Here is a 16,632-nt window from a genome sequence, read left to right as displayed (position 1 = left end):
TGCAAGCCGGACACGATCAGGGCTGGAATGATCAATTCTCCGGCCTGGTCGGACAGGGGCGGTCAAATCGCGTCGATACACGCTGACTTCTGGTCAGTCCCGCGGTCCGGACCTGGTGATTCCCAACACTCGAAGCGTGGTGACAATCGAGCGCAAGGGCGGCGACCTGACAATGGGCGACCAGGGGTGGGGATCCCACCCGAGTCCTCAGGACAGCGGGGCAGCGCCCCCGGATGGTCCGGCGGGCGGGCCGCTCCCGTACGAAGGGGTCTGGCGGTTCACGGCGCAGGCGGTCGACGCCTCCGTGCCGCAGGCCCGGCGCGCGGTGCGCGAACTGCTCGCCCGGCAGGGCGTGCCCGCCCCGGACGACATGGTGCACGGGCTGCTCGTGATCGTCTCGGAACTCGTCACGAACGCGGTGAAGCACGCGGCCGTGGTCTCCCCGATGCTCGCCGTGGAGGTCGCGGTCGGGCCCGAGTGGGTGCGGGTGTCCGTCGAGGACGAACACCCCTACAAGCCCACGGCGCTGGAGGCCACCAGCGGCCAGACCGGCGGCCGCGGCCTGCTGCTGGTGCGCGAGATCACCGCGGAGGCGGGCGGCGTCTGCGACGTCGCGAACACCGCGAGCGGGGGCAAGGTGATCTGGGCCGCCCTGCCCCTCAAGCCCGAGAGCGCGGGTGCTACCAGCCGGCCTTCTGGCCCGTCAGTTCCCTGACGGCGGGACGCGCCGCGTCGAGGACCGTCATGAACCACGCGGAGAACGGGTCCTCGGCGTGCCGCGCCGCCAATTCCTCGGCGGTCACGAACGCCGTCTCCCCGACCTCCTCCGGGTCGGGGTTCAGCGACGCCTGCACGAGGCCCACGAAGAGGTGGTTGAACTCCTGCTCCACCAGGCCCGAATCCGGGTCCGGATGGTTGTAGCGCACCGTGCCGGCCTCGGCCATCAGCGAGGGCGAGACCCCCAGCTCCTCGAACGTGCGGCGGGCGGCCGCCGCGAACGGCGCCTCGCCGGGGTACGGATGACCGCAGCAGGTGTTCGACCACACGCCGGGGGAGTGGTACTTGCCGAGCGCCCGCTGCTGGAGCAGCAGCCGCCCCTGCTCGTCGAAGAGGAACACCGAGAACGCTCTGTGCAACTGCCCGGGTGGCTGGTGCGCCGCGAGCTTCTCAGCGGTGCCGATCGTCCTGCCGTCCTCGTCGACGAGTTCCAGCAAGATCGCTTCTCCGGTGCCGTTCGACGAGGTGCTCGCCGTGGGGGCAGGTGTGATCGGCATACCCATCCTTCGTTTCGTTCCTCGAACCAAGTCTGCCGTACGGGACGGACAGTTCCCCCACCGTCGGTGTCCCGAAAGTCCCGTCCGGCCGCCCGGCCGGGCCGGACCACCGTAGGCGCCGGTCAGACGCCGAACGCGGCAGGGTAGGTGATCGTTCCCCGCGGGAGCTGCCCGGAATCGTCGGTTTCATCCAGTACGAGAGCCATCATCGCCTCGTCCGGCACGTCGAAGCCGGGCCGGATGCCGTACTTCGAAGCGGGCGTGAAGCCGAACCGCGGGTAGTACTCGGGGTGCCCGAGCACCAGCACCAACCGCTCGCCCCGCGCGCGTGCCGCCTCCAGCACCGCGCGTACGACGGCCGATCCGGCGCCCGTGCGCTGGTACTCCGGCAGCACCGCGCAGGGCGCCAACGCCGCGGCAGGAGCGCCGTCCACGGTGCAGCGGGTGATCAGCGCGTACGCCACGACCGTGCCGTCCGGCGCCTGCGCCACGTACGACAGACCCGGCAACCACGCCGCCTCGTCGGCGCGCAGCGCGTCGACCAGATCGGCCTCGTCCTCGGTCGGGAACGCGGCGGCGTTGACGGCGTGCACGGCCGCCCGGTCGGCCTCGGTCTCCGGACGGGTACGCCACTCGTCCGTGGGACGCGGCGCCTTCTGTACGGCGTCGTTTTCGGACAACCCGAGAACCCCTCTCAGTGGCACAAGCGTGCTTCGTGCTCCGCGTGGCCGGTCGGCTCCAGCTGGAACGTGCAGTGCTCCACGTCGAAGTGGTCGCCGAGGCAGCCCTGCAACTCGTGGAGCATCTTCTCGTGGCCGATCGAGCCCAGCATCTCCGGGCTCACCACCACGTGCGCCGAGAGCACCGGCATCCCCGAAGTGATCGTCCAGGCATGCAGGTCGTGCACGTCCTCGACGCCGGGCAGCGCCAGTATGTGCGCCCTGACCTGCGCCATGTCGACGCCCTTGGGGGCCGATTCGAGCAGCACGTTCAGTGTCTCCCGCAGCAGCTTCACCGTACGCGGGACGATCATGAGGCCGATCACGAGGGAGGCGATCGGGTCGGCGGGCTGCCAGCCCGTGGTCAGGATGACCGCCGCCGAGATCAGCACCGCCAGCGAACCGAGCGCGTCGGCGGCGACCTCCAGGAAGGCGCCGCGCACGTTCAGGCTCTCCTGCTGGCCCTTCACCAGGAGGGACAGCGAGATCATGTTGGCGACCAGGCCGATCAGACCGAACACGATCGTCTGCCCGCCCGCGGTCTCGGCCGGCTCGATGAACCGCTCGACCGCCTCGTACAGCACATAGCCGCCGACGCCGAGCAGCAGCAGGCAGTTGGCGAGCGCGGCGAGGATCTCGGCGCGCGCGTAGCCGAAGGTGCGCTGGTCGCTCGGCGGGCGGTTCGCGAAGTGGATCGCGATCAGGGCCATCGCCAGGCCGAGCGCGTCCGTCGCCATGTGCGCGGCGTCGGCGATCAGCGCGAGCGAGTCGGCGAGGATGCCGCCGACGATCTCCACCACCATCACGGACAACGTGATCGTGAGCGCGACGCGCAGCCGTCCCCGGTGCGCGGCGGCGGCCGTCCCCGTCGTCGGTCCGTGACTGTGCCCGTGGTCGTGATCGTGACCGAGGCCCATCGAAAACCCCCTCCGTATCGGTCCCGCGCGACGCCCTGGTCGGGGGCGACGATCACAGTGAACTACGGGGAGGGGGTATCCGCAAACATGGCGGTGAACACCGTTGTCATGTGCCCTGACCTGCGTAAACGCTGTGCTGCGTGTACGCAGGTCAGAGCGTCGGAGCGATCACTTCCCGGCCGCCTCCGGGTGCCGCAGGCACCAGCCGGCCCACGCCGACTCGACCATCTCGCGCACGCCGCGTTGCGCCTTCCACCCGAGCTCCTCCTCGGCCAGCGCGGAGGACCCCACCGCGCGCGGGGCGTCACCGGGACGGCGCGGCTCGACGACCGCGGGCGTGTGGTTCCCGGTCACGTCCGCGATCACGTCGATCAGCTCGCGCACGGAGGCGCCCTGCCCGGTGCCGATGTTCAGCGTCAGGTCACCGCTCGCGCCCGGCGCGGCCAGCCGCCGGGCCGCCGCCAGGTGGGCCTCGGCGAGGTCGGCGACGTGAATGTAGTCACGTACGCAGGTGCCGTCCGCGGTCGGGTAGTCGGCGCCGAAGATCCGCGGGGCCTCGCCGCGCGTGAGGCGGTCGAAGACCATCGGGATCACGTTGAAGACGCCGGTGTCCGAGAGCTCCGGCGCGGCGGCGCCCGCCACGTTGAAGTAGCGCAGACAGACCGTCGCCATGCCGTGCGCCTGCCCGACCGCCCGCACCAGCCACTCGCCCGCGAGCTTCGTCTCGCCGTACGGGTTCACCGGCGCGGTGGGCGTCGACTCGGTGATGAGATCCGTCACGGGGATGTCCGGGTTGCCGTACACCGCGGCCGACGACGAGAACACGAAGCGGCGCACCCCGGCCGCCGCGACCGTCTCCAGGAGCGCGGCGAGCCCGCCCACGTTGTCCCGGTAGTACATCTCGGGCTTCTCGACGGACTCGCCGACCTGCTTGTGCGCGGCGAGGTGCACGACCCCCGTCACCGCGTGCTCCGCGCACACCCGCGCCACCAGCTCGGTGTCCAGCGCCGAGCCGCGGACCAGCGGAATCGACGCGGGCAGCCGCGCGGGCACCCCCGTGCTCACGTTGTCGAGGACGACGACTTGCTCGCCCGCTTCCGTCATGGTCCGCGCCACATGGGCGCCGATGTATCCGGCTCCGCCGGTGATCAGCCACGTCATGGCGCACCACCCTAAGACCGAACCGGACTTCTCCCGGTTCGTGAACCCGGCTACCCCCGGTTACGGACCCGGGCCGACCCTGGTTTGTGGCCCGCGTACTTGATCGTCAATGATGAGCGCGCGGTCGGCCCCGTGCCGACCGCATGAGACAGGGGCCAATCGGGCGGTAAACGGGCAGCGAACGCCCGGTGGCGCCATCCGATAGCCTCTGCCGACATGCCGCCCGGCCGCGCGTTCGCGCCGGGTGCTCCACCATGCATGAGCCCGGCGCCCACGCGCGTCGGCATCCAAGGAGTGAGTTCGTCTGTCGACCGCCATCGTCACCGGATCGCCGGTCCCCGGATCGTCCCTGGAGGGGGATCTGCGGGCGCTCGGCTTCGACGTGCGGCTCGCCCAGGACCCCGCGGACGCCGAAGCGGCGCTCGCGGCCGTCCCCGGCGACCAGCGGGTCGCGGTCGTCGACGCGGGGTTCGTGGGCCACGTCCACGCCCTGCGCCTCGGCCTGACCGACCCGCGCTTCCCCGCCGCGGCGATCCCCGGCGCGCTCACCGCGCAGCCCGCCGCCCGCCAGGCGCTGACCCGCGCGGTCGCGCGGACCGGCGTCGACCCGGACGTCGTGGCCAAGAGCCTGGAGACGGACGGCACCGCCGTGCACCGCCCCGAGCTCGGCGAGCTCGTCGCCGCGGTGCCCGCCGACCCGCAGGCCCGCAACGAGGCGCGGCAGGCCCTCGCCGCCGTCGACGACGAGGCGATCCGGCTGCGCACGGCGGTCAAGGCGCGCGACGGCTTCTTCACGACCCACTGCATCAGCCCCTACTCCCGCTACATCGCGCGCTGGTGCGCACGCCGCGGCCTGACCCCGAACCAGGTCACCACCGCGTCGCTGCTCGTCGCGCTGATCGCGGCGGCCTGCGCGGCCACCGGCACCCGCGGCGGGTTCGTCGCGGCCGGTGTCCTGCTGCTCGCCTCCTTCGTCCTGGACTGCACCGACGGGCAGCTCGCCCGGTACTCGTTGCAGTACTCGACGATGGGCGCCTGGCTCGACGCGACGTTCGACCGGGCCAAGGAGTACGCCTACTACGCGGGCCTCGCGCTCGGCGCGGCCAACGCGAGCGGCGACGACGTCTGGGCGCTCGCGCTCGGCGCCATGGTCCTCCAGACCGGCCGCCACGTCATCGACTTCTCGTTCAACGAGGCGAACCACGACGCCGAGGCGCTGGGTGAATTGGCGGGGGCCAGCCCCACCGCGTCCCTGTCCGGCAAGCTCGACTCCGTCGGCTGGACGGTCTGGGCGCGCCGCATGATCGTGCTGCCGATCGGTGAACGCTGGGCGCTCATCGCGCTGTTCACCGCGTTGACCACGCCGCGCATCACCTTCTGGATGCTGCTCATCGGCTGCTCGCTGGCCGCCTGCTACACCACCGCGGGCCGCGTGCTGCGCTCGGTGACCCGCAGGGCGCGCCGCACCGACCGCGCCGCACAGGCGCTGCGCGACCTCGCCGACTCGGGCCCGGTCGCCGACATCGTCGCCAAGGTCCTGAAGGCCTCGGCCGCCCCGGTCGTCGCGGCCGTCGGAGCCGCCGCCGTCGTCGCCGTGAGCGCGCTCACCGACTTCGGCAGCGCCTGGCCGGTCGTGGCCGCCGCCGTGTACTGCGTCACGTCGGGCGTCGCCGTCGCCCGCCCCCTCAAGGGCGCCCTCGACTGGCTGGTGCCCCCGGTCTTCCGGGCCGGCGAGTACCTGACGATCCTCGTCCTCGCCGCCCGCGCGGACGTCCAGGGCGCCCTGCCCGCGGCCTTCGGCCTGGTGTCGGCGGTCGCCTACCATCATTACGACACGGTGTACCGCATCCGCGGCAACGCCGGGGCGCCCCCGCACTGGCTGGTGCGGACGATCGGCGGGCACGAAGGCCGGACCCTGGTGGTCACGGTCCTGGCCGCGCTGCTCACCCCCACAGATTTCGCCACTGCGCTCACGGTGTTCGCCGTGGCCGTGGCACTCGTGGTGCTCGCAGAGAGCATCCGCTTCTGGGTCCTCTCCGCTCGTCGCGGAGAGCCCGCCGTACACGATGAAGGAGAACCCGCATGATCGGCCTCGTCCTGGCCGCCGGCGCCGGCAGCCGGCTCCGTCCCTACACCGAGACGCTTCCCAAGGCGCTCGTGCCCGTCGTGGGCGAGGGGACCGAGAACGAGCTCTCCGTACTCGACCTCACGCTGAAGAACTTCGCGGAGATCGGTCTCACCGAGGTCGGCATCATCGTCGGCTACCGCAAGGAGGTCGTCTACGAGCGCAAGGACGCGCTCGAGGCGAAGTACGGCCTGAAGCTCACGCTCATCGAGAACGACGTGGCCGAGAAGTGGAACAACGCCTACTCCCTGTGGTGCGGCCGTGACGCCATGAAGCACTCGGTGATCCTCGCCAACGGCGACACCGTGCACCCGGTCTCCGTCGAGAAGACCCTGCTCGCCGCCCGCGGCGACGGCAAGAAGATCATCCTCGCGCTCGACACGGTCAAGGACCTGGGCGAAGAGGAGATGAAGGTCGTCGTCGACCCCGACAAGGGCGTCCAGAAGATCACGAAGCTGATGGACCCCTCCGAGGCCACCGGCGAGTACATCGGCGTCACCCTCATCGAGGCCGAGGCCGCCGAGGAGCTGGCCGACGCCCTCAAGGCCACGTACGAGCGCGACCCGCAGCTGTACTACGAGGACGGCTACCAGGAGCTCGTGAACCGCGGCTTCAAGATCGACGTCGCGCCCATCGGCGATGTCCCGTGGGTCGAGATCGACAACCACGACGACCTGGCCAAGGGGCGGGAGATCGCGTGCCAGTACTGACGAGACTCATCCCCTCGCCGGTCGTCGTCGACATTCGGCCGGGGGCGCTCGACGACCTGGCCAAGGTCCTCGCCGACCAGAGGATCTCGTCGTCCACGGGCCGCCTGGCCATCGCGATCAGCGGTGGTTCGGGCGCCGCCCTGAAGGCCCGTCTTGAGCCTTCGCTGCCGAACGCCGAGTGGTTCGAGGTCGGCGGCGGCACCATCGACGACGCGATCAAGCTGGCCGACGACGTCAAGAAGGCCGGGCGCTACGACGCCCTGGTCGGCCTCGGCGGCGGCAAGATCATCGACTGTGCCAAGTTCGCGGCGTCCCGCGTGGGCGTGCCGCTGGTCGCCGTCGCGACGAACCTGTCGCACGACGGCCTGTGCTCGCCGGTCGCGACCCTCGACAACGACGCGGGCCGCGGCTCGTACGGGGTGCCGAACCCCATCGGTGTCGTCATCGACCTCGACATCATCCGCGAGGCGCCGGTGCGTTTCGTGCGCTCCGGCATCGGCGACGCCCTCTCCAACATCTCCGCGGTCGCGGACTGGGAGCTGGGCGCCCGCGAGCGCGGCGAGGACATCGACGGCCTGGCCGCCGCCATGGCCCGCCAGGCGGGCGAGGCGGTGCTCCGGCACCCCGGCGGCGTCGGCGACGACGACTTCCTCCAGGTGCTCGCCGAGGGCCTGGTCCTCACCGGAATCGCCATGTCGGTCTCCGGCGACTCGCGGCCCGCCTCCGGCGCCTGCCACGAGATCAACCACGCCTTCGACCTCCTCTTCCCCAAGCGCGCCGCCAGCCACGGCGAGCAGTGCGGCCTGGGCGCGGCGTTCGCGATGCACCTGCGCGGTGCCCGCGACCAGTCCGCGTACATGGTCGAGGTGCTGCGCCGGCACGGGCTGCCCGTGCTGCCGGAGGAGATCGGCTTCACCGTGGACGAGTTCGTCAAGGTCGTGGAGTTCGCTCCGCAGACCCGTCCGGGCCGCTTCACGATCCTCGAGCACCTCGACCTCTCCACCGATCAGATCAGGGACGCCTACGCCGACTATGCAAAAGCCATCGGTAGCTGAACTCCGCCCGGTCGTTCACCCCGCCGGGGTGAAGGACCGCAGGAGCGGTGAGCACTGGATGGGCCGGCTCTACATGCGCGAGGTCTCGCTGCGTGTCGACCGCCACCTGGTGAACACCAAGGTCTCGCCCAACCAGCTGACCTACCTGATGACCGTCTGCGGCGTCCTCGCGGCTCCGGCGCTCCTGGTGCCGGGCATCTGGGGCGCGGTCCTCGGCGTCGTCGCGGTGCAGCTGTACCTGCTGCTCGACTGCGTCGACGGCGAGATCGCGCGCTGGCGCAAGCAGTACTCGCTGACCGGCGTCTGGATGGACCGGGTCGGGGCCTACCTCACCGACGCCGCCGTCCTCGTCGGCTTCGGACTGCGCGCCGCCGACCTGTTCGGCAGCGGCCGGATCGACTGGCTGTGGGCCTTCCTCGGCACGCTCGCCGCGCTCGGCGCCATCCTGATCAAGGCCGAGACGGACCTCGTGGGCCTGGCCCGCGCGGCCGGCGGCAAGGAGCAGGTCAAGGAGTCCGCGTCCGAGATGCGCTCCTCCGGCATGGCCCTGGCCCGCCGGGCCGCGGCCGCGCTCAAGTTCCACCGGCTGATCCTGGGCATCGAGGCGACGCTGCTGATCCTGGTCCTCGCGATCGTGGACCAGATCCGCGGCGACCTGTTCTTCTCGCGCCTGGGTGTGGCCGTCCTGGCGGGCATCGCGCTCCTCCAGACCCTGCTCCACCTGGTCTCCATCCTCGCGTCGAGCAGGCTCAAGTGACCGGGGAAGCAAGGCAGTTGAAGGTCGGCGCGGTTGTCATCACCATGGGCAACCGGCCGGCCGAGCTGCGCGCCCTCCTCGACTCGGTCGCCAAGCAGGACGGCGACCCGGTCGAGGTGGTCGTGGTCGGCAACGGCTCCCCGGTCCCGGACGTCCCCGAGGGCGTACGGACCATCGAGCTGCCGGAGAACCTCGGCATCCCCGGCGGACGCAACGTCGGCATCGAGGCCTTCGGCCCGTCCGGCTCCGACGTCGACATCCTGATGTTCCTGGACGACGACGGCCTGCTGCCGCTCACCGACACCGCCGAGAAGTGCCGCGCGGCCTTCGCCGCCGACCCGGGTCTCGGCATCGTCAGCTTCCGCATCGCGGACCCGGACACCGGCGAGACCCAGCGCCGGCACGTGCCGCGGCTGCGCGCCGCCGATCCGATGCGCTCCTCGCGCGTGACCACGTTCCTCGGCGGCGCCAACGCCGTGCGTACGCGGGTCATCGCCGAGGCCGGACCGCTGCCCGCCGAGTTCTTCTACGCCCACGAGGAGACCGACCTCGCCTGGCGTGCCCTCGACGCGGGCTGGATGATCGACTACCGCGCCGACATGGTCCTGCACCACCCGACCACGGCGCCGTCGCGGCACGCGGTCTACCACCGCATGGTCGCCCGGAACCGCGTCTGGCTGGCCCGACGCAACCTGCCCGCGCTCCTGGTACCCGTCTACCTCGGCGTCTGGCTGCTCCTGACGCTGGCCCGCCGGCCCTCGGGACCTGCGCTGAAGGCCTGGCTCGGCGGGTTCAAGGAAGGCTGGACGACCCCCTGCGGGCCCAGGCGCCCCATGAAGTGGCGTACGGTGTGGCGGCTGACCCGACTGGGCCGACCCCCTGTCATCTGACAAGCTCGTGTCTGACGGCATGGGGGCCGCGGACCGGCCCCCGGCCCCGCTCCCATGCCCTTCCAGGCCGCGCTCTTGAAGACGAAAGTTCCTCTTGTGAGTGAGACAACGCATGACGCCGGAGTCGCGGTGACCGCGCCCCCGTCGCCCGACGACGGGCTCTCCCCGAGCGAGCTCGCCGCCAAGTACGGCTTGTCCGTCAGCGGGGCGCGCCCCGGTCTGTTCGAGTACGTGCGGCAGCTGTGGAGCCGGCGCCACTTCATCCTGGCCTTCTCGCAGGCGAAGCTGACCGCCCAGTACAGCCAGGCCAAGCTCGGCCAGGTGTGGCAGGTGGCGACGCCGCTGCTCAACGCGGCGGTCTACTTCTTCATCTTCGGGTTGCTGCTGGGTGCCAGGAAGGGCATCCCGCACGACATCTACGTGCCGTTCCTCGTGACCGGCGTGTTCGTCTTCACGTTCACGCAGAGCTCGGTCATGGCGGGCGTGCGGGCGATCTCCGGCAACCTCGGCCTGGTGCGCGCGCTGCACTTCCCGCGTGCGTCGCTGCCGGTCTCGTTCGCTCTCCAACAGCTCCAGCAGCTGCTGTTCTCCATGGTCGTGCTCGTACTGATCATGCTCGGGTTCGGGATCTTCCCGGCCTGGTCCTGGCTGCTCGTGGTGCCCGCCCTGGTGCTCCAGTTCGGCTTCAACACCGGTCTCGCGCTGATCTTCGCGAGGGCGGGCGCCAAGACGCCCGACCTCGCGCAGCTGATGCCCTTCGTCATGCGGACCTGGATGTACGCCTCCGGCGTCATGTTCAGCATCCCGGCGATGCTCGCGGACAAGAATGTGCCCTCCTGGGTCGGCGACGTCCTCCAGTGGAACCCGGCCTCCATCTACATGGACCTGATCCGCTACGCCTTCATGAGCGATCACGGCTACGGCTCCGGCTACCTGCCGCCGCACGTGTGGGCCTTCGCCCTCGGCTGGGCCGTCGTGTTCGGCCTGTGCGGGTTCATCTACTTCTGGAAGGCAGAGGAGCGGTACGGCCGTGGCTGACCTCGACAAGATCACCGACGCCCGCGTCCCGACGGTCATCGCCGACGAGCTGCACATCGTGTACCGCGTCAACGGCGCCAAGACCGGCAAGGGCAGCGCCACCTCCGCGCTCAGCCGCATGCTCAAGCGCGGCGAGGAGCGGGGCGTGCGCAAGGTGCACGCCGTCAAGGGCGTCTCCTTCACGTCGTACCGCGGCGAGGCCATCGGTCTCATCGGGTCGAACGGCTCGGGCAAGTCGACGCTGCTGCGCGCCATCGCGGGGCTGCTGCCGGCCGAGAAGGGCAAGGTCTACACCGACGGCCAGCCCTCGCTGCTGGGCGTGAACGCGGCCCTGATGAACGACCTCACGGGCGAGCGCAACGTGATCCTCGGCGGTCTCGCCATGGGCATGTCCCGCGAGGAGATCAAGTCGCGCTACCAGGAGATCGTCGACTTCTCCGGCATCAACGAGAAGGGCGACTTCATCACGCTGCCCATGCGGACGTACTCGTCCGGCATGGCCGCGCGGCTGCGGTTCTCGATCGCGGCCGCCAAGGACCACGACGTGCTGATGATCGACGAGGCCCTGGCGACGGGTGACCGCAAGTTCCAGAAGCGCTCCGAGGCCCGCATCCGTGAGCTGCGCAAGGAGGCCGGCACGGTCTTCCTGGTGAGTCACAACAACAAGTCCATCCGCGACACCTGCGACCGGGTCCTGTGGCTCGAGCGCGGGGAACTGCGTATGGACGGTCCGACGGCAGAGGTACTCAAGGAGTACGAGAAGTTCACGGGCAAGTAACCGCCCGCTTCCGGACCACGTCATAGAGGCCCTACCGGCTTCCTTCCGGTGGGGCCTCTGATATGCCTGTAGGTACCAAGTAACTGGCGATCAGGGTCAAGCGAGGGTCAACTTCCTTGCCCTGAAGGAATCTTGGCGTCAATCGGTGTGTTGTTGTGATGCGCGGAACACCCCGACGCGAGGGCGGGCGTTGTACAACGTAAGCTGTACCGGCCGTATTCGCGGCAAGTGGGGCGATAAGGCGCGACATCCCGATCCGTCCGGGGCTGGGCGGCCGTGCGGACGGCCGGGCGGCGTGTCCGAAATGGGATGTATTGGGTCCGCAGTGTAGAACGGGAGTCGTGACGGCAATGGCGATGGAAACTCTCCAGCTCCGCGGGGCTTTGGCCGTCGTCGGGGAAGCGGGCCCCGCCCGGTGAGCGCGCGCCCCCGAACGCGCCCCGAGAGCCCTGAGGAGTCAGCGAGCCCGGTGAGCGCCACCCTCGACAAGGCGGCCGCGGAGAACTTCCCCGTGGCCCCCTTCTTCCTGCCGCGCGCCTGGCGCGACGACCTGATGGCCGTGTACGGCTTCGCGCGCCTGGTCGACGACATCGGCGACGGCGACCTCGCCCCCGGCGGTGCGGACGCCCGGCTCCTCGGCGTGTCACCCGATCGGGCCCACGACCGGCTCGCACTCCTGGACGCCTTCGAGGCCGACCTGAACCGGGTCTTCGACGGCGTGCCGGACCACCCGCTCCTGAAGGCCCTCCAGCCCACCGTCCGGCGCCGCTCGCTCACCCCCGAGCCGTTCCTCGGCCTCATCGCCGCGAACCGCCAGGACCAGCTGGTCACGCGCTACGAGACGTACGACGACCTGCTCGCCTACTGCGAGCTGTCGGCCAACCCCGTCGGCCGCCTGGTCCTCGCGATCACCGGCACCGCGACCCCCGAGCGCATCCGCCTCTCGGACGCGGTCTGCACCGGGCTCCAGATCGTCGAGCACCTCCAGGACGTGGCCGAGGACCTGGACCGCGACCGGATCTACCTGCCGGCCGAAGACCTGAAGAAGTTCCACGTCGACGAGGCGGACCTCGCCGCGCCGAGCGCGGGCGCATCGGTGCGCGCGCTGGTCGCGTACGAGGCCGAACGCGCCCTGAAGCTGCTGAATGAAGGCACCCCCCTGGTGGGTAGCGTCCACGGCAGGTTGAAGCTGCTGCTGGCAGGGTTCGTCGCAGGGGGGAAGGCGGCGGTCCACGCGATCACCGCCGTGTCGTACGACGTGCTTCCGGGACCACCCAAACCCACCAGAGCGCGGTTGCTGCGCGAAGTGGGAGCGACTCTGCGAGGAGAGGGGTGAGCAGGACCGTGGAGTCAGACCAGACCGTGTCGGCACCGGTGCTCGCCGCATACAGCTACTGCGAGACCGTCACCGGGCAGCAGGCCCGCAACTTCGCCTACGGGATCCGGCTGCTGCCGACCGCCAAGCGGCGCGCCATGTCGGCGCTCTACGCGTTCTCGCGCCGCGTCGACGACATCGGCGACGGCGGCCTGGAAGCCGGGATCAAGGCGCACCGGCTCGACGAGACCCGGGCGCTGCTCGGCCGGGTCCAGGACGGCAAGGTCGAGGAGGACGACACCGACCCGGTGGCCGTCGCCCTCGCGCACGCCGCGAGCCGCTTCCCGATCCCGCTGGACGCGCTCGACGAACTGATCGACGGCGTCCTGATGGACCTGCGCGGCGAGACCTACGAGACCTGGGACGACCTCAAGGTCTACTGCCGGTGCGTCGCGGGCGCCATCGGCCGGGTTTCCCTCGGCGTCTTCGGCACCGAACCGGGGGCGCGCGGCGTCGAGCGGGCGCCGGAGCTGGCGGACACGCTCGGGCTCGCGCTCCAACTCACCAACATCCTGCGGGACGTGCGCGAGGACGCCCTCGACGGGCGCACCTACCTGCCCGCCGACGACCTCGCCAAGTTCGGCTGCTCCGCCGGGTTCCACGGCGCCGTGCCGCCGCCCGGCTCGGACTTCGCCGGGCTCGTCCACTTCGAAGTGCGCCGCGCCCGCGCCCTGTTCGCCGAGGGCTACCGGCTGCTGCCCATGCTCGACCGCCGCTCCGGCGCCTGCGTCGCCGCCATGGCCGGCATCTACCGCCGCCTCCTCGACCGCATCGAGCGCGACCCCGAGGCCGTGCTGCGCGGCCGGGTCTCGCTGCCCGGCCACGAGAAGGCGTACGTCGCCGTGCGCGGCCTGTCCGGCCTGGACACCCGCACCGTCGTGCGCGGCGTCACCCGCGCCGCCCCCAGGAGGCGCGCCTGATGGACACCCCGGGCCCGAGTGACGCGCAGGGAACGAAGCGGCGGGCAACCCTCCGCGGTGACGCCGCGTCCCTGCATGCAACGGTCGGTCGCGCGTTCGCCACACCCGTCGAACCCGGCCCCGCACAGGCCGTACGCACCACCGAGAGCACCACCCAGGGGGAGGGCGCATGACCGAGCGGACCACGCCATCCGACGCGCGCGAGGCGGACGCCGCCGGGGACCGCGCGCGGCCCACCGCGGTGGTCGTCGGCGGTGGGCTCGCAGGGATCACGACCGCGCTCGCCCTCGCCGACGGCGGCATGGACGTCACCCTCCTCGAAGGACGGCCCCGGCTCGGCGGCCTCGCGTTCTCCTTCAAGCGCGGCGACCTCACCGTCGACAACGGCCAGCACGTCTACCTGCGCTGCTGCACCGCCTACCGCTGGTTCCTCGACCGCGTCGACGCCACGTCCCTCGCGCCCCTGCAGGAACGACTCGACGTGCCCGTACTCGACGCCGAGCGCAACCGTCTCGGCCGGCTGCGGCGCACCGCGCTGCCCGTGCCGCTGCACCTCGCGAAGAGCCTCGCCACCTACCCGCACCTGTCGCTCGCCGAGCGCGCGGCCGTCGGCCGCGCCGCGCTCGCCCTCAAGGGCCTCGACCCCACCGACCCGGCGCTGGACGGACGGGACTTCGGCTCCTGGCTCGCCGAACACGGCCAGTCGCAGCGGGCCATCGAGGCGCTGTGGGACCTGGTCGGCGTCGCGACCCTGAACGCGGTGGCGGGGGAGGCCTCGCTGGGCCTGGCCGCCATGGTGTTCAAGACCGGGCTGCTGTCCGAACCCGGCGCCGCCGACATCGGCTGGGCCCGCGTGCCCCTCGGTGAACTCCACGACACTCTCGCCCGCAAGGCGCTCGACTCCGCGGGCGTACGCACCGAACTCCGTACACGCGTCACCTCCATCTCCCGTACGGACAACGGGCGTTGGGCCGTCGAGGTTCCCGAGGGGCCGGACAGTTCCGGCCACGTGCTGCGCGCCGACGCCGTCGTGCTCGCCGTGCCGCAGCGCGAGGCGCACGACCTGCTGCCCGCAGGCTCCCTCGACGACGCCGACCGGCTCCTCGGCATCGACACCGCGCCGATCCTCAACCTGCACGTCGTCTACGACCGCAAGGTCCTCAAGCGGCCCTTCTTCACCGCGCTCGGCTCCCCGGTGCAATGGGTCTTCGACCGCACCGACGCCTCCGGCCTGACCCGGACGCTGCCGGGCGGCCAGTACCTCGCCGTCTCCCAGTCGGCCGCTCAGGACGAGATCGACGCCCCGGTGGCGGCCCTGCGCGAACGCTACGTACCGGAGCTGGAGCGGCTGCTGCCAGCCGCGCGCGGCGCCACCATCCACGACTTCTTCGTCACCCGCGAGCGGACGGCGACCTTCGCGCCGACCCCCGGCGTCGGCGAACTGCGGCCCACGGCCCGCACCAATGCCCCCGGCCTGTACCTGGCCGGCGCGTGGACCGCCACCGGGTGGCCCGCGACCATGGAAGGCGCTGTCCGCAGCGGCACCAGTGCCGCCGACGCGGCCCTCGCCGCGCTCGGCCGCCCCCGCGGCCACCTGTTCCGGGAGGCGGCGTGACCAGCGGACCTCCCGCAGGCGACAGCACCTGCGAACTTCCCACGGTGGGAAAGCCACACACGGCGAATCCGGCTGTATCCACCCGGGGGACAACCCCCGGACCCCCGGCCGACACGCAGCAAGGCCGGGGTGTCCCGAGCGGACACGACCCGGTGAACTTGAGCCAACAAGGAGAGACTGTGCCACCAGTGCCCTCGGCCCCAGAGGCTGCCGACGCGGTGGACGTGACCGCGCTTTTGGAGCGCGGCCGAACCCTGGCCACCCCCGTGCTCAAGGCGGCGGTGGACCGCCTGGCACCCCCGATGGACACCGTCGCCGCCTACCACTTCGGCTGGATCGACGCCGCCGGCAACCCCGCCGACGGCGACGGCGGCAAGGCCGTGCGCCCCGCGCTCGCCGTGCTGTCCGCGCAGGCCGCGGGCGCCGCCCCGGAGGTCGGCGTGCCCGGCGCCGTCGCGGTCGAACTCGTCCACAACTTCTCGCTGCTGCACGACGACCTCATGGACGGCGACGAGCAGCGCCGCCACCGCGACACCGTGTGGAAGGTGCACGGCCCGGCGCAGGCGATCCTCGTCGGCGACGCCCTGTTCGCGCTGGCCAACGAGATCATCCTGGAGCTCGAGACCGTCGACGCGGGCCGCGCCACGCGCCGCCTCACCACCGCCAGCCGCGCGCTGATCGACGGCCAGGCGCAGGACATCGGCTTCGAGCACCGCGAGCGCGTCAGCGTCGTGGAGTGCCTGGAGATGGAGGGCAACAAGACGGGCGCCCTGCTCGCCTGCGCCTCCTCCATCGGCGCGGTCCTCGGCGGCGCCGACGACGCGACCGCCGACGCCCTGGAGAAGTACGGCTACCACCTCGGCCTCGCCTTCCAGGCCGTCGACGACCTGCTCGGCATCTGGGGCGACCCCGAGTCCACCGGCAAGCAGACCTGGAGCGACCTGCGCCAGCGCAAGAAGTCGCTGCCGGTCGTCGCCGCGCTCGGCGCCGGCGGCCCGGCCTCCGAGCGGCTCGGTGAACTGCTCGCCGCCGACGCCAAGGACGTCGACTTCGACACCTTCACGGAGGCGGACTTCGCCGCCCGCGCCGCCCTCATCGAGGAGGCCGGCGGGCGCGAGTGGACCGCCGAAGAAGCGCGGCGCCAGTACGCCGTCGCCCTCGAAGCCCTGGACTCCGTCCAGATGCCAGCCTCGGTGCGCGCGCAGTTCGTGGCGCTCGCCGACTTCGTCGTCGTCCGAAAGAGATGATCACTATCGGCCGTATATGACTCGCGTCGCCGGCCGGTGCCTCGCCAGGGC

The 16,632-nt window shown here is 71.4% G+C and carries 17 protein-coding genes; 13 read left to right on the top strand and 4 right to left on the bottom strand.

The window, feature by feature from the left end; genetic code table 11:
• The first annotated feature begins 172 nt into the window (after positions 1-172).
• Positions 173-715: an ATP-binding protein gene (locus tag ACYBSK_RS24415; protein ID WP_460247088.1), complete on the top strand. Its 543-nt coding sequence runs from the start codon at positions 173-175 to the stop codon at positions 713-715.
• Here ACYBSK_RS24415 and idi read toward each other — a convergent pair.
• The 4 genes from idi to galE form a co-directional block, all read right to left on the bottom strand.
• Positions 681-1,274, bottom strand: coding sequence for an isopentenyl-diphosphate Delta-isomerase (gene idi / locus ACYBSK_RS24410; protein ID WP_460243325.1), 594 nt, complete (start codon positions 1,272-1,274; stop codon positions 681-683). The genes ACYBSK_RS24415 and idi overlap by 35 nt on opposite strands.
• Before the next feature lie 122 nt (positions 1,275-1,396).
• Positions 1,397-1,954, bottom strand: coding sequence for a GNAT family N-acetyltransferase (locus ACYBSK_RS24405; protein ID WP_457479347.1), 558 nt, complete (start codon positions 1,952-1,954; stop codon positions 1,397-1,399).
• A gap of 14 nt (positions 1,955-1,968) precedes the next feature.
• On the bottom strand, positions 1,969-2,910 hold the full coding sequence (locus tag ACYBSK_RS24400) for a cation diffusion facilitator family transporter (RefSeq protein WP_457479346.1): 942 nt from the start codon (positions 2,908-2,910) through the stop codon (positions 1,969-1,971).
• A gap of 168 nt (positions 2,911-3,078) precedes the next feature.
• Positions 3,079-4,071, bottom strand: coding sequence for a UDP-glucose 4-epimerase GalE (galE, locus tag ACYBSK_RS24395; RefSeq protein WP_457479345.1), 993 nt, complete (start codon positions 4,069-4,071; stop codon positions 3,079-3,081).
• 304 nt (positions 4,072-4,375) lie between these two features.
• Between galE and ACYBSK_RS24390 the strand changes: the two genes are divergently transcribed.
• The 12 genes from ACYBSK_RS24390 to ACYBSK_RS24335 all read left to right on the top strand — a co-directional run bounded on the left by ACYBSK_RS24390 (position 4,376) and on the right by ACYBSK_RS24335 (position 16,581).
• Positions 4,376-6,157 (top strand): DUF5941 domain-containing protein, encoded by a 1,782-nt coding sequence (locus ACYBSK_RS24390; RefSeq protein WP_460247087.1) that lies wholly within the window; start codon positions 4,376-4,378, stop codon positions 6,155-6,157.
• Complete coding sequence (locus ACYBSK_RS24385; protein WP_457479344.1) at positions 6,154-6,906, top strand: phosphocholine cytidylyltransferase family protein; 753 nt, start codon at positions 6,154-6,156, stop codon at positions 6,904-6,906. Before ACYBSK_RS24390 ends, ACYBSK_RS24385 begins: the two co-directional genes overlap by 4 nt.
• Positions 6,894-7,961: an iron-containing alcohol dehydrogenase family protein gene (locus tag ACYBSK_RS24380; RefSeq protein WP_457479343.1), complete on the top strand. Its 1,068-nt coding sequence runs from the start codon at positions 6,894-6,896 to the stop codon at positions 7,959-7,961. Before ACYBSK_RS24385 ends, ACYBSK_RS24380 begins: the two co-directional genes overlap by 13 nt.
• The gene (locus ACYBSK_RS24375; protein ID WP_457479342.1) at positions 7,939-8,718 is read left to right on the top strand and encodes a CDP-alcohol phosphatidyltransferase family protein; all 780 of its coding nucleotides are present in this window, start codon (positions 7,939-7,941) and stop codon (positions 8,716-8,718) included. Before ACYBSK_RS24380 ends, ACYBSK_RS24375 begins: the two co-directional genes overlap by 23 nt.
• A 17-nt stretch (positions 8,719-8,735) precedes the next feature.
• Complete coding sequence (locus ACYBSK_RS24370; protein WP_457481838.1) at positions 8,736-9,608, top strand: glycosyltransferase family 2 protein; 873 nt, start codon at positions 8,736-8,738, stop codon at positions 9,606-9,608.
• Positions 9,609-9,704: 96 nt separating this feature from the next.
• The gene (locus ACYBSK_RS24365) at positions 9,705-10,646 is read left to right on the top strand and encodes an ABC transporter permease (RefSeq protein ID WP_457479341.1); all 942 of its coding nucleotides are present in this window, start codon (positions 9,705-9,707) and stop codon (positions 10,644-10,646) included.
• Positions 10,639-11,424, top strand: coding sequence for an ABC transporter ATP-binding protein (locus ACYBSK_RS24360; RefSeq protein WP_457479340.1), 786 nt, complete (start codon positions 10,639-10,641; stop codon positions 11,422-11,424). Before ACYBSK_RS24365 ends, ACYBSK_RS24360 begins: the two co-directional genes overlap by 8 nt.
• A 469-nt stretch (positions 11,425-11,893) precedes the next feature.
• Positions 11,894-12,760 carry a squalene synthase HpnC gene (hpnC, locus tag ACYBSK_RS24355; protein WP_457479339.1) on the top strand — a complete coding sequence of 289 codons (867 nt, stop codon included), beginning with the start codon at positions 11,894-11,896 and terminating at the stop codon, positions 12,758-12,760.
• Positions 12,757-13,719 carry a presqualene diphosphate synthase HpnD gene (gene hpnD, locus ACYBSK_RS24350; RefSeq protein ID WP_460243324.1) on the top strand — a complete coding sequence of 321 codons (963 nt, stop codon included), beginning with the start codon at positions 12,757-12,759 and terminating at the stop codon, positions 13,717-13,719. The genes hpnC and hpnD overlap by 4 nt, the downstream gene beginning before the upstream one ends.
• The gene (locus ACYBSK_RS24345; protein WP_460243323.1) at positions 13,719-13,892 is read left to right on the top strand and encodes a DUF6380 family protein; all 174 of its coding nucleotides are present in this window, start codon (positions 13,719-13,721) and stop codon (positions 13,890-13,892) included. Before hpnD ends, ACYBSK_RS24345 begins: the two co-directional genes overlap by 1 nt.
• A complete protein-coding gene (hpnE, locus tag ACYBSK_RS24340) occupies positions 13,889-15,334 on the top strand; it encodes a hydroxysqualene dehydroxylase HpnE (RefSeq protein WP_460243322.1) in 1,446 nt (481 codons plus the stop codon). The genes ACYBSK_RS24345 and hpnE overlap by 4 nt, the downstream gene beginning before the upstream one ends.
• A gap of 188 nt (positions 15,335-15,522) precedes the next feature.
• Positions 15,523-16,581, top strand: coding sequence for a polyprenyl synthetase family protein (locus ACYBSK_RS24335; protein ID WP_457479335.1), 1,059 nt, complete (start codon positions 15,523-15,525; stop codon positions 16,579-16,581).
• Positions 16,582-16,632 lie beyond the last annotated feature (51 nt).

The organism is Streptomyces sp. BYX5S (assembly GCF_054724165.1).
The sequence above is the reverse complement of the archived record's forward strand: the minus strand, read 5'-3'. Positions and strand labels throughout refer to the sequence as shown.

What these genes read in the sequence shown, in the direction of transcription:
- idi (WP_460243325.1), bottom strand. Translation starts at nt 1,274, where the DNA reads ATGCCGATCACACCTGCCCCCACGGCGAGCACCTCGTCGAACGGCACC.
- ACYBSK_RS24385 (WP_457479344.1), top strand. Translation starts at nt 6,154, where the DNA reads ATGATCGGCCTCGTCCTGGCCGCCGGCGCCGGCAGCCGGCTCCGTCCC.
- ACYBSK_RS24400 (WP_457479346.1), bottom strand. Translation starts at nt 2,910, where the DNA reads ATGGGCCTCGGTCACGATCACGACCACGGGCACAGTCACGGACCGACG.
- galE (WP_457479345.1), bottom strand. Translation starts at nt 4,071, where the DNA reads ATGACGTGGCTGATCACCGGCGGAGCCGGATACATCGGCGCCCATGTG.
- ACYBSK_RS24345 (WP_460243323.1), top strand. Translation starts at nt 13,719, where the DNA reads ATGGACACCCCGGGCCCGAGTGACGCGCAGGGAACGAAGCGGCGGGCA.
- ACYBSK_RS24415 (WP_460247088.1), top strand. Translation starts at nt 173, where the DNA reads ATGGGCGACCAGGGGTGGGGATCCCACCCGAGTCCTCAGGACAGCGGG.
- hpnE (WP_460243322.1), top strand. Translation starts at nt 13,889, where the DNA reads ATGACCGAGCGGACCACGCCATCCGACGCGCGCGAGGCGGACGCCGCC.
- ACYBSK_RS24375 (WP_457479342.1), top strand. Translation starts at nt 7,939, where the DNA reads ATGCAAAAGCCATCGGTAGCTGAACTCCGCCCGGTCGTTCACCCCGCC.